This is a genomic window from Lewinella cohaerens DSM 23179 (assembly GCF_000379805.1).
GTDB classification, from domain to species: domain Bacteria; phylum Bacteroidota; class Bacteroidia; order Chitinophagales; family Saprospiraceae; genus Lewinella; species Lewinella cohaerens.
Genome location: NZ_KB903541.1, coordinates 100,300 through 115,316, shown reverse-complemented (window position 1 = coordinate 115,316; position 15,017 = coordinate 100,300). Strand labels below are relative to the sequence as shown.

Sequence of the window (15,017 nt, the reverse complement as noted above, 5' to 3'; positions counted from 1 at the left end):
GCTGGGGCAGGTTGGTGGAGAAATTGATGCATTATTGACCACGCGAAGCCTTTTTTGAGGAGCCTAGCCGTAGCTAAGCGACTCAAAAAAGGCACAGTGTGGGAAAATGCCGAAGGCATGCCTATGGCATAAGGCGCAATTTATACCCGACATGATCCCAGCAGAACAAGTCTACTACCCCCAAAGTCGCGAAATCGCCTGCACTTTAAACGCAAAACCCCCTCTTCTCGGAGAGAGAAGAGGGGGTTTTGACAGAAAATAAGCAACAGCTTATTTTAGTATTCCCAAAGATCGTGTTCGAAGTTGAAGATCGTTTGCTTGATCTTATCTGCTTCCAACAGAAGGTCTACGCCTTGAACGTAATCCTGTAAACGACGATTGTGAACATTAGATTCTTTGTAGATATAGCTAGAGAAGAAACGCATTTCCATCAGCGCTTCCCAAGTGATTGGGGCAGCATCGTTGCCAGCGGTGAATACTTTCTCACGAGCTAAAACCTGGCGAGCTTCTGGGTAGTACACCCAAAACATAACTTGCTCATACTTGAAGTTACCATTCTCGTCTTTCACATCCAATAAAGGAGCGATACCAAGAATACGAACTTGCATACGGGAAGTTTCTTCATCGAAGAACCATACCTCTTTCAAGCGGTAACGCTTGATGTCTTCAGGGTTCAGTTCATTACGAACAACCTGAATTTTTTCTTCGTAAGTAACCGGATCAAAAGTGGTTACTGTATCTACTGACGCTCCCATTGATGCTACCTCGTCCGGGCTTAGCCGGTGGGTAAACTTATCATCTTCAGCGCTATAAACGTTAATTTCTTCATTTTCGGCAGCTTCCTGCAGAATAGTAAAGAATGGACGTTCTGGATAAGCAAAAGGAAGGTTCATCTTTTCGCGGATATCAATTACCCGCCAGATGCGCTTTTCCCAAAAAATATCCGCTTCGCGTACTGGATCGTAAGGAAGGATACGCACCGTCTCAATGGTACGCTTGTCAGTGATGTCATCCGTTGGCGGGTCTTGCTCAACGACCTGACTATTACCAGATTCCGTCATAATTACGTTATCCGGTACTTGTGCCACCAGCTGGCCGACACAGAAAAACAGCATTAAGCCCAGGAGCTTCAGAGCGATCTTCATGGAAGTAAATTTTTACCGAGTTGATTGTATTTATACACTTGTTGGAAGGAACCTAACCCTTCCTTTTTAAAACAGATTTCCGACAGGAGTGGTACTCACTTCTGTCGGATCGCTAAATTGCGCTTATTTAACGGATTAACCAAACCCGCTATTGCCTTTAACATACTTGAGGGGGAAACTTTTAACAAATCTCCCCCTCAAGGTTCAAATATTACTGAATTGTGAAGACCATACTGTTAATCTTACGAGTAGCAGTATCTCCAGGACACTTGGCCCGAACGTTCTCAAAGTAGTAGATATCACCTGGCTTAGCCTGGTTCACTAAACGACGAGAAGCATCGTTATAACGTGGTCCACGGTTCTGCGAAGGAATTGCATCCTGACGCTTAGGTACGTATACCAATTCGAAACCGGCAACCTGACAAGTAGCATCGAAATCAAAATCATCAAGGAAGGCACCAACACCACCTTGGGCTTTGAATTCACCAGATCCCATACCACCGCCATTCTTACCAGAAAGACGTGCTTCAGGGTTAGGAATACGCTTTACACGGAAGTCGAAACTACCTAGGCTTTTACCATCAGCAGATACACTGACCTTTGCTGCACCAGGAGCACTAGCATTGATAGTTCGGCTACTACCGCTGCCTTTAATGGTAATTGGCCCTGTAGTACTTACCCTTACATCATTAGAGCTCACTCCAGATGCTACAATCGTAATTGGGTTATCTACACCGATGTAAAATACATTCATTTTGTCAGCAGCAACCGTTACCGAACGAGCTCCTACCTCATAGACAAACTCACTTTCTCCTTTTGACACTTCACCTGTCAGTGGGTTAACTACCTCTACACGTAGAGGGATAGTCTTTTGACCAGCACCGCTACCCGTGATCGAGTATTCTGCAATACCGCCTTGCCCTACTGGCAACTGAGAACCTCCAGCGTAAATTTTTACGTTTTCTGGCTGTAATGAAGTACTATAAGTACCTACTGAAATTTGAGCAGAAATCTTCTCACCACCAACTACATAAGAGCGGTCTGCTTGTACAACAGGGAAGAATGCATCAAATTCAATCGTACGACCACCTGTCAATTCTGCCATATCATTAACCATCGCAGCTTCAGAGCTCTTCAGGTTAGACTGCATCTGAGAAAGCAGTGGCAAAACAGCAGCTAAAGGCATTTGACGGAATTTAAAATCCGACCAGCTCGCCTTGTCACTACCTGGAGCTTGCCAGGTTTCATCATCAATATTGAAAGGCATATTGTTAGCGACACTTTGGATACGGCTCTGAACCTGCTCTGGCTTCAAGCTGAATGAATCACCATTCTCCTGCATCAACTTGGTGTATACGTCAATTAATTCTTGACGGGTTTCCAATATCTTAGCTTTCAATTCTTCTCCACGGCCTTCGTCCACCAAAATACGGGTAGTAACATCCTTGTTTTTCTTACCCTTTGGTACACGCTTACCATAAGAAATGGTGTAATCCTCTTCATCCACTTCACCATTACCATTACCGGCAACATCAATTAACTCGTCGCGGAGTTCGTCAACGTAGCTATTAAATTCAGCCGCTTTCGTACGTACTGCATCAATAGCTGGGCCGATAGGCTGGTACTTGCGCTTAGAATCATCTTTCAATAGATCCTTAACGCCTGTAATAGTAGCTTCTAACTGACTATCAACCGTAGCGATACTTTCTTTATTTCCGTCATCCAGAGCAAAGAAAGCATTCATCACTTCCGCTGATACGTTTAACGCGAGCAGGGCGGTTAACACCAAATACATGATGTTAATCATTAACTGCCGCGGTTCCTTTGGAATAGACATATATTTTGCTTCTTTTTTAGTTCAACAATTAATTCAGGGCAGGTAAATTACTTACCTACGTTAGACATAGCACCAATGATGTTGCCATATACGTTGCCTAAAGAAGCATAAGAATTGTTCAAAGAAGCTATGTTCTTGTTCAGTTCTGTCAATTGTGCCTTGTACTGCTTGGTGTCTTCTACAGAATCAGCCAAGTCAGCCATAGCTTCGTTCAGTTTACCGTAGAAGTTGGTCATAGACTTCACCTGATCAGATACGCCAGAGAAATCTGCTTCCTGTAGTGCTTTTAGGCTACCCAGGCTGCGTGACATACCTTGCAATTCTGTCAACATACCACCCAACTGCTGCTCAACTACTTCGCCGTTCAGGCCAGGAGTCGTATCAACAGCACCACCAGCAGTCAAAGGCTGGATAGGCGTATTGTAATCAGCAAGACCAGGGTACAGTTTGTCCCAGTAGTAATCGGGTTCTGGTCCGATAATACCTAGAAAAGCAAAAATGAAGGCCTCAATACCCATACCGAGAATCAACATCTCAGAAGCGAAAGGCCAGCTTTCAATTTTGAAAAGTGCTCCTGCAAGTACGAAGGCTGCACCTACACCAATAATCAGATTCTTTACGTACTTAAAACTTTTTGTTTTTAAGAAACTCATTCTCGTAACAATTTTACCGAGTTAGTTAATTTGATTGTCTCTCTTGAGTGGCCCCTCCTTTCTTTTAAAGGCGAGGACTAAGCGTTGAAAAGCTTTCACACAACTGTATAATGCAGGGCACAGAAAAAGTAACAGATCAGGGAACACTTTTTTCTAAAAAAAATGCTCTCAACTGTTAATTGCCTCAAAATACACTGACCATCAATAAGTTGTAGGAAATAAAAACATATATGCCGATCTTAAAATGGTGGACTTTTGCCCAAACTACTTTGATCGGTATATCCCGACTGAAGTGTTTGGGCAAGGCTCAAACGACTTAGTTGTCGGTATACAAAAGCGAAAAAGGATACTACTTCTTGAGTAGCATCCTTTTTCACCTATGAAAATCTAGTCTTAAAAATCGTTGAGTGAACGACCTAAGAAGGTTAGGGCGTTACGGAAACCGACGTAGCTCTTAGTGGTATCCTGGTATTCCCAGTGACGAGTACCCGTCTGTAGGAAGTAGGAAATATCTTTCCATGATCCACCACGGATAACCTTACGCTTCCATGATTCTGGATCATCGTCCTTAGCATCATAGCGAATATCAGGGTTCAGATCATGCTGGAAAGAGTAGGCGTTGTCGTAGTAAGCAGAACTTGTCCACTCCGCTACGTTACCTGACATATTGTACAGACCATAATCGTTAGGGTAGTAAGCATCAGCCTTTACCGTGTATTGGCCACCATCCTCTGGATAGTTACCACGACCAGGCTTGAAGTTAGCTAGCAAACAGCCTTTGGCATTGCGGATATAAGGGCCACCCCAAGGGTAAGGCGCATTTTCGCGGCCACCACGTGCTGCATATTCCCATTCGTGCTCTGTTGGCAAACGGAAATCTTCCGTATTAACACCATCACCACGAGTTTGCTGGTAATTATTCCAAAGCAGCGTACGGTAGTAAGCAAAAGCGTTAGCCATGTGCCAATCTACCCCTACTACAGGATAATCATCATAAGCAGGGTGCCAAAAGTAGTTACGTGCCATTGGCTCATTGTAAGAGTAAGCAAAGTCACGCACCCATACCAAGGTATCGGGATAGACATTTACTTTTTTACTCTTAATGAATGCGTTACGAGGAGATTGTCCACGATCACGAGCAGCTTCCTGCCAATCATACCATTGGTATTCGTAAACAAACTTGCTCACGTCTATCTCACGGCGACCAGCAAAGCGATCATCACCTTGGTAGTACAAATCTTCCAGGATTTCATCTTCCCAGTCAATTTCGTATTCCCAATCGATGCTCTCATTGCCATCATCATCAGTGATGTAGTGGTCAAGATAAGCGTGTGCCAATGAGTCACGTACCCAGTATACAAACTGGCGGTACTCATTATTGGTGATTTCTGTTTCGTCCATATAGAAACCAGAAATAGAAATCGCCTTCTGGCGCTGCACGTAGGTGTTGGCTACATCCTGATCACTAGGACCGATATGTAAAGTACCCGATGGTACGTAAACCATACCGAATGGATTAATGCCTTTCCAGGTGGGGCGCTCCAACACGCCAGTGATTTCTCCATTTTCGCGGCGCCCACAAGACACCAGGACAAGCACTAGGAGAAGTAGTGCGACTTTGGATAAGTTCTTCATGTTTATACCCGAGTTTTCCTTCAGATTTTTTTAACCGATTTTCAAAAGCGAACGTAAATATAGACCGTTTGGCTTATTTATCAAAAGAATTTACACTGCCATGGCAGAGTTTAACACATCAACCCATGCATAACGCCAGCTGCCTGACATTTAGTACGAGTAGATTTTAATTTATTGAGTAGAATGAAACATTGGTACTGCTAAATCTGCAGTAAGGAGAAATACTTATCCGGTATTTCTTATCATTTGGCCCGTGGATGATATATAATCCGTGGTGGTTTCCCTTCGCCAAAAGTCTTATTTATCCGGTACTTAATTACGATCTCATGAGAGCCGCTATGTACCGTTTGTAAAGGGGAAAGTGCAACATCATACGCATAAACCAACTGCAACGAAGGAGATAATTGAAAACCTCCCATAACCACTACAGCATCCTGCGTGCTACTGTTGTATCCTCTTAACGAGGCCCCTCCAAAAATATTGCTATTGTATACCGCTAAAAGCGAAACATCTAATTGATTTTCTATTGCATCCGACCTGAACCACATCGAAGGACGTAGTTCAAAACTCCTTCCCACTTCAAAACGGGTCATGACAAAAGCATTGTAAGTTCTTGCTAAATTATAGTTGAATTGATCCAATTGAACGCTCCCTGCATTGATATTCTCAGCGGACAACCCCACTTCCAAACGTTCACTTTGGTAATAAACACCCGTAGAAAATTGGATAGTTGATCCCGACTCGGTCGCTAAACTTAGCAAATCGTCATTATGAGAAACATTCCCTGGCTCTCCATACGTGCCATCAGGCGTAATTAACTCTCCCCCGCGCAGCGTAAATTGCTGAAAACCACCTCCAACACCCAAGGAAAGTACACCACTGCCCAGTTCCATCTGGTAGTTGTACGCTACCTGCGCACGACTCAACCGGTGGGCTCCTATTTCATCATTCTCCACCTGCAAACCAAAACCACCGCGCAAAAAGTACAGTGGCAAGTGCGCACTCAGTCGCTGCCCGGTAGGTGCTCCTTCCAATCCCGCCCATTGCTGCCGGTAGGTCCCCGTTAGGCTAAGCGCATAGTCCAATCCAGCATAAGCAGGGTTGATACGCATCGGGTCCAGCATATAAGTACTGTATTGCGCAGGCTGCTGCGCCTGCAACCCTAACAGTGCAGTACAAAGAATGATAAAAGAGAGAAAGTACTTCATAGGGTTCATTTTTTAAGAGCAGCAGTAAAATAGAATAAATTGTCGATTCCGTCAAGGAAGTTAACTAAAACAAAGGCGGTAAACGTCACGGCCTAGTCAATAAAAGTCAAATCATGGGTAACAGCATACGCCTCCAGCAATGCCGCGATCCCAAAACAAATCATCCAGAAAGTCCGCTTATGGAAAGTTATCCTTTATCATAGACTAAACAATAGAGCCAGAAGATGGTTCTACCTCATTTTTTTCCTACCAATAAGTTTCTTTATGCAGCCCCCCATCGCAAGCTCGGGGCTGGGCTATACGCTTTTACCTGCGGTACCGCTGCTATCCCTGCCTGTTACGGGCTCACCGCCCGTCGGGCTCCGCGCGCTGCGCTCCGCACTAAACAATGTGCTACCTGACGAATGATTTATCTGACTTTTTGTACGAAACCCCATGATTTCTATTAGTGAAATCACGGGGTTTCGTTTTTAACGATAAGTTTTGCGGTTGGTCAGCACGGATTTTGATGACAATCAAAATTCGGGGTGACTTATGTTTAGTAAAGCTTCAAAATCAACAAATCCTGCCTTGGAGGACTATAAATTACTGCACCACCAAACGCTGCGTTTGCAACAAGCCATTAGCTCGTAGTTGCACCAAATAAACGCCGCTGGGCAACTGCAAACTGGCACCAATACGGTAAGGTCCCGCAGGCACTCGCTCTTCGGCTAAAGTACTCAACACCTGTCCATTAAGGTCAAGTATCTGTACCTGTACATCCGAGGCAACTGGCAGCTGAAAATCAATAGCTACCTGATCTTTGGCAGGATTAGGAAATACCTGTAACTGGTAACTAGAAGTTGTTACTTCCCGGTTATTTGTGATAAAACCACCTGGAGGTTCGTCCAAACGAACGGAGGTATACAGGCGGTATTCTCCAGCTACAAAGTCGAGCGATTGGCTCAGGTCTTCTACCAGAATACTGTCTCCGCTAAAATACTCATACCACCATCCTTGCTGTTGAAACGGGTTAGATATCGCCTGTGGCTCAACGGCAAAGTTGCCCAAAACAGCTACATCCATATCGGCAGAATTCAAGTGGATTTTCTTCGCCATACCGTTCAGGCTACTCGTAAAATCGGTCGTCCGGAATACCGGATAATCTGTTTTCAATTCAATCAATGCTTTGGTAACATTGTAAAGGCGTTGGCGATTGGGGCTTTCAAAATAATCCCAGCGAATGGGCTTCGGATCTACCCGACAACCATCGTTTATGGTACCGTTCTGACAGTAATTGATACTAAAACCATACCCTAGTTCACCAAATTGCCAGAGCATTTTAGGCCCCGGAACGGTATAGAAGAATGTACTCGCCAGTTCGCAACGGCGCAAACCCGTCACAGTATTACGCACATTATAACTTCCGCTGGAATTGCCAAACTGGCTATTTTTGTACATCATCCGCTCCTCATCATGGCTTTCCATGTAGGCAACCAAGGCAGGTGTCGTCCATCCACGAGAAGAATAAAAAGCACCACTCAAATCAGATGGAAACCCTAGCGCTGCTTCCAGGTACTGGTTATGAAGCCCGCCACCACTCCAGGAAAGCATACCATTCCCGTAAGTAGTAAGTTCTATTTCTTCATTATTAGCTGCAAAATGCTCAAGAATTACATAGAAATCATCATCTACTCCCCACACTACATCTGCGTAATGTTTAATAATTTCAATCCGCGAAGCATCGTAGTTGCCCCAGGCACCAACGTCTGAATTAAACGTTTGCGTAAAGCCTTTCGACAAATCATAACGGAAACCATCTACCCGGAATTCTTCTATCCAGTATTCCATCACCCGATCCACAAAATAAGTGGTAGCATCACTCTCATGGTTAAAGTCATACCCTACATTAAAAGGGTGACGAGCATCAGGGTTGAGCCAGGGGTTTTCCAGCGTAGGCTTAAAGGCGACAGGGTCCCAGTAGAGTTGCGCCAAGGGGCTCTGGCTGAAAGCGTGATTATAAACAACGTCTAAAATTACAGCAACACCTCGGTTATGGCATTCATCAATAAAAGCTTTCAGTTGATTGGCCGTCCCATAATATTTGTCTAATGCCATGTGGAAGCTCGGATTATAACCCCAGCTAATATTTCCTTCAAATTCGTTGATCGGCATCAATTCAATCGCATTCACCCCCAAATTAGTAAGGTAATCAAGGGTATCCAACAGGGTAATATAATCGTGGTTAGCCAAAAAGTCACGTAGCAAAAGTTCGTAAACAACAAGGTCTTCTTTGGCAGGTGCCATAAACGTTTCCGTCATCCAATCGTATTCCGGTGCACCAGGCTGTAATACACTGGTAATTCCGGTTGTTTTCCCCGTAGGGTAAACTGGCAGGTCAGGAAAAGTCGAAGCAGGGATAAAAGGATCGTTCCAAGGGTCTAAAACAATAGGACTATAAGGATCAGCAATTTTAATGCTTCCATTTACGAGGTACTGAAAGGCATAGTCCTCTCCTTCTGTCAGGTTATCAATTTGCAACCACCATAAATTACCGTCCAGGCTTTGCTTCATCTGATACGCTACAGAAGCTTGCCAATCATTAAAGTCTCCAATCACAAATACGACATCTTTATTTGGGGCATACAATTGCAACAGGTAACTGCCATCTCCCAAGTAATTAATACCATGAGGAAGGTCTAGTGGAGGGTCTTCTTGTTCAATATCTCCGGGAATGACGAACACAAAACTTGAGCTCGCTACTAGTCCGTTGTAAGTTGCTTCAACAACCACCTCCTGGGTTCCACTACCACTAACATTGATCGTCGTACCGATTGTCGCAGCATTGGTCACTGTTTGCACCGGGGTGCCATTAACCAAGATTTGCAGATCTGATTCAATATACGAAGTGGCGTTTACCGGAATCACTGCTCCGGGAAAAGTGATGACTACTGGGTTAGCTGGCGCAGTAATATCTACCCGATAAGTTGCAGTGTAGGTAAAACTTTGGGTAAGTGTATTTGTACCGTCATCAGCTCTGAAGGTAACTTCATGCTCCCCTTCTTCCAGCGCGCGCAGCTCATACGTAAGTTCTGTTACATCAGCTTCTTCTATTACTAGCTCTCCGTCCTCTAAAATAGAGAGAGTTGCTTCTCCTGAAGCGACACCACTAATGGTGATAAACTCTCCCAAGGCTACAGCTATATTATCTTCTAAGGGTGCGTTGAGGCTGATCGACAACGCAATATTGTCTTCAAACACATCATAGTAAATATCTGCACCGCCAGTGGCTTTTCCTTCCAGGCTGCCATCGCCATTACGAAAAACCATTGCTATTTGCTCAATCTCTTCGCCATCAGGCACACCATAGTAGTCCTTTAGGGAAGGAGTGATCGTGAAAGTATATTTATTGTCATCTCCAGGTACTTCTGCCAACTGCCAGTCAGCATTAGCTTCCCCCCAGTTTGTCTGTACATATTTCCAGTCAGAAGGCCCGGTACTTTCAGAAGTAATGACTCCCGTATGAATGTACACATCACAATTACAATCTGCTAAGCCAGCTGTACCTTCGGTAGCGTCGAAAGTAATCGTTACTGCGTCATTAGCTGTGGGAAAAGCAGGCTCAGCAGTGATGAGTTGTGCGTCGAGTTCAGTGTTGAATAACAATGCCAAGAATAGAGGTAATACGCAACGTATTAACATAGCAGTTTTCACCAATGGAGAATTTTTGATTTTTTTCATCATTTAAATTATTGCACTTTTTGAATAAAGGAATAGCATAAACAACCGGTTGTCAATGTATATCATCAACAATTGGCGGTAAGTATAAAGTCGTAATAATAGGATAGATAAGAACCCACAAGATAAGGCCAAGCACTCAAAATTAATCAAAAATTTACCAGAAAAGGAAGGAGCCCTTTCAAAAGTATGACTTAGAGGCAAAAAAAAACGCACGAATACCGAAGCATTCGTGCGTTATGTTATTCTAAATCCTAATTAAAGGACTAGTAGCGATCGCCGCCGCCGTAGCCACCACCGCCACCGCGGCTGTAACCACCACCGCCACCACCACGGTTGTAACCGCCACCACCGCCACCGCGGTTGTAGCCACCACCACCGCCGCCGCGACCGTAGCCACCGCCACCGCGCTTCTCGCGTGGTTCAGATTCTTTAACCGCGATTTCACGGCCATCAAGTTCAGATTGGTCAAGATCCTGAATAGCATTACGCGCTTCATCGTCATTTGCCATTTCGACAAAGCCGAATCCACGAGAACGACCGGTTTCACGGTCCATAATAACTTTGGCAGAAGTAACCTCGCCGAAAGCTTCGAAAGCTTCACGCAACCCGTCATCGGTAGTCGCGTAATTTAATTTAGCAACAAAAATATTCATCAACAAAATATTAAAAAAGTAAAAAGCAATGGACTGAATAACCAGTTCATCTGGCTCAATCCAGAAAAACGAAAGACCAAGAAGTTGAGTGAGGAAAGAAATAGGCTCAAAAAGATGGGCAGATAAAATTCCAACAAACCCACTTGCAGGGTTTTCGATTTCCAATTCTCAGCAAAGGTAAGCTTTATTTAAACACCGCGCCACTTTTTTTCTAATTGTCAGATATTTATACCGTTTTTAGCACTTTAATTAGGGCAAGTGCCAATTATCATGAGAAAAAAGACTGTTTTTTTTAGAGGGATATCTGTTTTGCTGGTGTTATTCTTCCTCTGGTGGGTATTTGCGTTACCTCGCCCTTTATTCAATCTCCCTTTAGCGACAGTCATTGAAGATTCTCAGGGAAACCTTCTTAGCGCACAGATTGCCAGTGATGGCCAATGGCGATTTCCTTCCGTTGACAGTTTACCTATAAAGTTCCAAGTTTGCCTACGGGTGTTTGAAGATCGACGCTTCTGGCAACATCCAGGTGTAGATTTCCGGGCACTGATACGGGCTAGTCGTCAAAACATTCGTTCTGGCCGTATTGTCAGTGGTGCGAGCACCATTAGCATGCAGGTGATACGCTTGTCCAAAGGTAATCCTCCAAGAACCATTGGTCACAAAATTCTGGAAATACTACTAGCTGTAAGGTTAGAGGTTGCTTATTCAAAAAAAGACATTTTACAATATTGGGCAGACAATGCTCCTTTTGGAGGCAATGTTGTAGGCATAGAAGCTGCTAGTTGGCGTTATTACGGCAAAGCCGCTACCTTACTTAGCTGGGCCGAAGCTGCCACACTAGCAGTACTACCTAACAGCCCAGCCCTTATTCATCCTGGTCGTAACCGCGAAGCATTGACTCAAAAGAGAAATAGACTCTTGGCCAATTTAGTAGCACTAGGGGAGCTCGATCAACAGTCTTATGAATTAGCCATTAGTGAACCGCTTCCTGGTGCACCTTTGCCACTCCCTTCATTGGCTCCTCATTTACTGCAACACATCAGAGCTACAAATGGCCCTGGCCGCTGGGTCGTTAGTATCGATGGCCGCTTACAACAAAGGCTCATTCGGTTAGCTCAACAACAGCAGCAACGGCTAGCAGGCAATGGCATCCACAATTTGGCGGTGCTTATTATGAATACTGAAAGCGGTCAAGTAATTGCTTATTTAGGAAACATATCTACGCTTTCTAAAGAACATAGTCCACAGGTTGATTTGATTCAAGCACCGCGCAGCCCCGGAAGTTTGCTCAAACCACTGCTTTACAGTTTAGCAGTCCAACAGGGCGTTATTCTTCCTCAGGAGCTTTTACCGGATATTCCTTCCGTATTCGGTGGTTTCCGGCCAGAGAATTTCCACGAATCCTACGCAGGAGCCGTCCCTGCAAATCGGGCACTGGCACGTTCACTTAATATTCCGTTTGTGCATTTATTGAAAAACTACGGTGTAGCTCCTTTTCATAATGCGCTCCAAGCGTGGCAATTTGACCATATTACCCAAGCACCTGACCACTATGGCTTATCACTGATTCTTGGTGGTTGTGAAGTAAGCCTATGGCAAGCAACAGCTTGGTACAGTAGCTTGGGAAGACTGCTCCTCCACCAGCAGGCTTATCAGGGGCAATACGACCCCGAAGACTGGCGCCTGCCTGATTACCTGGCCCGCCAACAAACTGCTCCTGCTCCTTCACTACAAAATGCCCCCGGTCAGATAGGCGCTGGTGCGGCTTGGGCTACTATTCAAGCCCTTGAAAACTTGGAACGACCTGATAGCGAAGGAGATTGGGAGGCCTTCAGTTCCAGCAACCAGATGGCCTGGAAAACAGGTACTAGTTTTGGTTTCCGGGACGCTTGGGCCGTAGGCCTTGACCCCGACTACACCATCGGTGTATGGGTCGGCAATGCCGATGGGGAGGGACGGCCTGGCTTAGTGGGAGTTCAGGCGGCAGCTCCTTTATTATTTGCTGCTCGTCAATTACTTCCGCGATCTTCAAATGGGTGGTTTGAAACACCATTTAACGACCTGACGCCTGCCGTGGTTTGTCATCAAAGTGGTATGTTGGCTAGAGCTTACTGTCCCGCCGACAGTGTCTTAATGCCTGTAAGGCTTAGCGGGGGGCAGCTCTGTAATCTACACGAACTCATTCATCTGGATCAAGATAAACTGAGGGTAAATCAGCAATGCCTGAAGCAGACTGAAACCTCCCATCCAACGGCTTGGTTTGTGCTACCTTCCTTACAAGCGTACTACTATCGCCAACATCACCCGGCGTATATGCCGCTCCCTCCCTGGAGGAATAATTGCCGCCCGACCTCTGAGGATACGCCACGAATGCAGTGGATTTACCCTACGCAGACCACCAGAATAAATATTCCTCGAAATTGGCAAGGAGAAGCTGAAGCAGTCATTTTTTCAGTAGCACATCGTCAATCAGATGCCATTATCCACTGGCATCTTGACGGGCAATATATAGCTACCACTCGGCAATTGCATACTTTAGAGTTGCAGCCGTCGCCGGGAACACATCAGCTATCCCTCGTTGACCAAGACGGACAACGTTTAACCAGGAAAATAATCATTGAAGAATAATAGAGACATGGCAGCCTAAAGCAACTGTTTTTAAAGCGTGTCATTACAACACAATAACACTTTTAAGTATTCACCTTTTTAGACGATGCCTTGGGGTACTTATCTGCTGTTGTTGACTTCTTAGTTTCTGAAGATTCAGGTACTGCACTTGCCGGTTTATACCGCCATTTTTCCCAGGCAAAAGAAAGGGCTCCAGCAGCTAGATTGAGCATCCCCAACAGGCTTTCAAAGGGCTTATCAATTAACAGGAACAACAGCACGATAACATTAAAAAACAAGAAGATAATTTGTACCCAAGGATAAAGAGGACCTCGCCAGCAGTTGGCCTCCCCTATTTTGCGCCGCCTCAAAATAAATAACCCTACCACCGTAAGGATGGTGAACAATTGAAGAACGAAACCACTGTAAAGCAAGACTTGCTCAAAGGAACTGGTGGTTACAAGGAAAACGGAGATTCCTGCCTGCAACCAAATTGCACGCACGGGTACTCCTGTTTCATTATCACGGGCAAAAAACTTCCACATCTGGTAATCACCAGCCATCGCACGGGTTACGCGTGAACCGACCCAAATCATGGCGCTAATTCCGGCGATCAACAAGCCTGCAATGAGAAAACTAACAATACGTCCTCCCGTCTTCCCATACATTAATTCTGCAACAACCTGTCCAACTTCGACCTTGCCAGCCAATAAACTTGGCGGGGCTTGTCGAAGGAAAGCCACCTGCAAGAGAATAAAAAGTAAACTGACCAATAGTGTCCCTCCCAGCAAGGCTTTTGGTAGATTTTTTTTGGGATTTTTGATTTCATCCGTTAGATAAGCTGCAGCATTCCAGCCTGAAAAAGCATAAATAACATACACCAATGAGACTGCATAAATCGGTTCTATCATTGATGACCAAGAAAAGGAAAATCCTTCGACAGTACTAAATGGACTACCTCCGGCGGCTGGCAACAAAAAACCACTGGCAATGAGGACCAGCACCAGTAAGACTTTCATTCCCGTAAGAATATTTTGAAATCTGCTACTTTGCTTGATATCAAATGAATGAACCAGCGCAACAAAAAGAATGGATAACATAGCCACCGAAGAACCAGGCCAGCCTAGAAATTTTGCCACATAGCTACCTATAGCCATTGCCGCCAATGCAATCGCTGCTGCAAAACCAACAGTGATACTTACCCAGCCAGACAAATAACCAAGAAAGGGATGATAAATACGGGAAAGGAAGTGGTATTCTCCTCCCGATTTAGGTAAGCGCGTAGCTATTTCTGCGTAGGTAAATGCTCCTGCCAGTGCAACAACTCCTCCGATAACCCAAAGTAAAAGGATGGCGCCCATATCCTCCAAACCAGCCAACTGAAACCCAAGTGTAGTAAACACTCCGGTACCGACCATATTGGCCACGACAATCGCAGCGGCAGTTGCCCAGCCTATTTTTGTTTGGTTAAGAGGCATAATAGATCATTCAGCGGATCAATTTATTACCGCTTTACTTTAGACGCCACAATATAACTGCGTAAATCTACAGGTTATTGG

General features: G+C 44.9%; 10 protein-coding genes. 2 read left to right on the top strand and 8 right to left on the bottom strand.

The features are described 5' to 3' along the window. Positions 1-275: 275 nt before the first annotated feature. The 5 genes from porN to A3EU_RS0111030 form a co-directional block, all read right to left on the bottom strand. Positions 276-1,145 carry a type IX secretion system ring subunit PorN/GldN gene (porN, locus tag A3EU_RS0111050; RefSeq protein ID WP_020536226.1) on the bottom strand — a complete coding sequence of 290 codons (870 nt, stop codon included), beginning with the start codon at positions 1,143-1,145 and terminating at the stop codon, positions 276-278. Between the two features lie 211 nt (positions 1,146-1,356). Then, on the bottom strand, positions 1,357-2,982 hold the full coding sequence (porM, locus tag A3EU_RS0111045) for a type IX secretion system motor protein PorM/GldM (RefSeq protein WP_020536225.1): 1,626 nt from the start codon (positions 2,980-2,982) through the stop codon (positions 1,357-1,359). A 47-nt stretch (positions 2,983-3,029) separates the two neighbouring features. Beyond that, positions 3,030-3,635, bottom strand: a complete 606-nt coding sequence (locus A3EU_RS0111040) for a GldL-related protein (protein ID WP_020536224.1) — start codon at positions 3,633-3,635, stop codon at positions 3,030-3,032. A 393-nt stretch (positions 3,636-4,028) separates the two neighbouring features. Continuing rightward, positions 4,029-5,270, bottom strand: a complete 1,242-nt coding sequence (porK, locus tag A3EU_RS0111035; RefSeq protein ID WP_020536223.1) for a T9SS ring complex lipoprotein PorK/GldK — start codon at positions 5,268-5,270, stop codon at positions 4,029-4,031. A gap of 242 nt (positions 5,271-5,512) precedes the next feature. Further along, positions 5,513-6,478 (bottom strand): PorP/SprF family type IX secretion system membrane protein, encoded by a 966-nt coding sequence (locus A3EU_RS0111030; protein ID WP_020536222.1) that lies wholly within the window; start codon positions 6,476-6,478, stop codon positions 5,513-5,515. Between the two features lie 264 nt (positions 6,479-6,742). On the opposite strand from A3EU_RS0111030, the gene A3EU_RS34230 reads away from it, so the two are divergent. Then, a complete protein-coding gene (locus A3EU_RS34230) occupies positions 6,743-6,886 on the top strand; it encodes a hypothetical protein (protein ID WP_156825730.1) in 144 nt (47 codons plus the stop codon). A gap of 177 nt (positions 6,887-7,063) precedes the next feature. On the opposite strand, the gene A3EU_RS30090 is transcribed toward A3EU_RS34230, so the two are convergent. Beyond that, positions 7,064-10,201, bottom strand: coding sequence for a DUF4961 domain-containing protein (locus A3EU_RS30090; protein WP_020536220.1), 3,138 nt, complete (start codon positions 10,199-10,201; stop codon positions 7,064-7,066). A 260-nt stretch (positions 10,202-10,461) separates the two neighbouring features. After that, positions 10,462-11,016 carry an RNA recognition motif domain-containing protein gene (locus tag A3EU_RS0111015; RefSeq protein WP_020536219.1) on the bottom strand — a complete coding sequence of 185 codons (555 nt, stop codon included), beginning with the start codon at positions 11,014-11,016 and terminating at the stop codon, positions 10,462-10,464. 105 nt (positions 11,017-11,121) lie between these two features. Here A3EU_RS0111015 and pbpC point away from each other — a divergent pair, with 105 nt between their 5' ends. Next, positions 11,122-13,479: a penicillin-binding protein 1C gene (pbpC, locus tag A3EU_RS30085; RefSeq protein WP_156825729.1), complete on the top strand. Its 2,358-nt coding sequence runs from the start codon at positions 11,122-11,124 to the stop codon at positions 13,477-13,479. Between the two features lie 62 nt (positions 13,480-13,541). On the opposite strand, the gene A3EU_RS0111005 is transcribed toward pbpC, so the two are convergent. After that, on the bottom strand, positions 13,542-14,936 hold the full coding sequence (locus tag A3EU_RS0111005) for an APC family permease (RefSeq protein WP_020536217.1): 1,395 nt from the start codon (positions 14,934-14,936) through the stop codon (positions 13,542-13,544). Positions 14,937-15,017 lie beyond the last annotated feature (81 nt).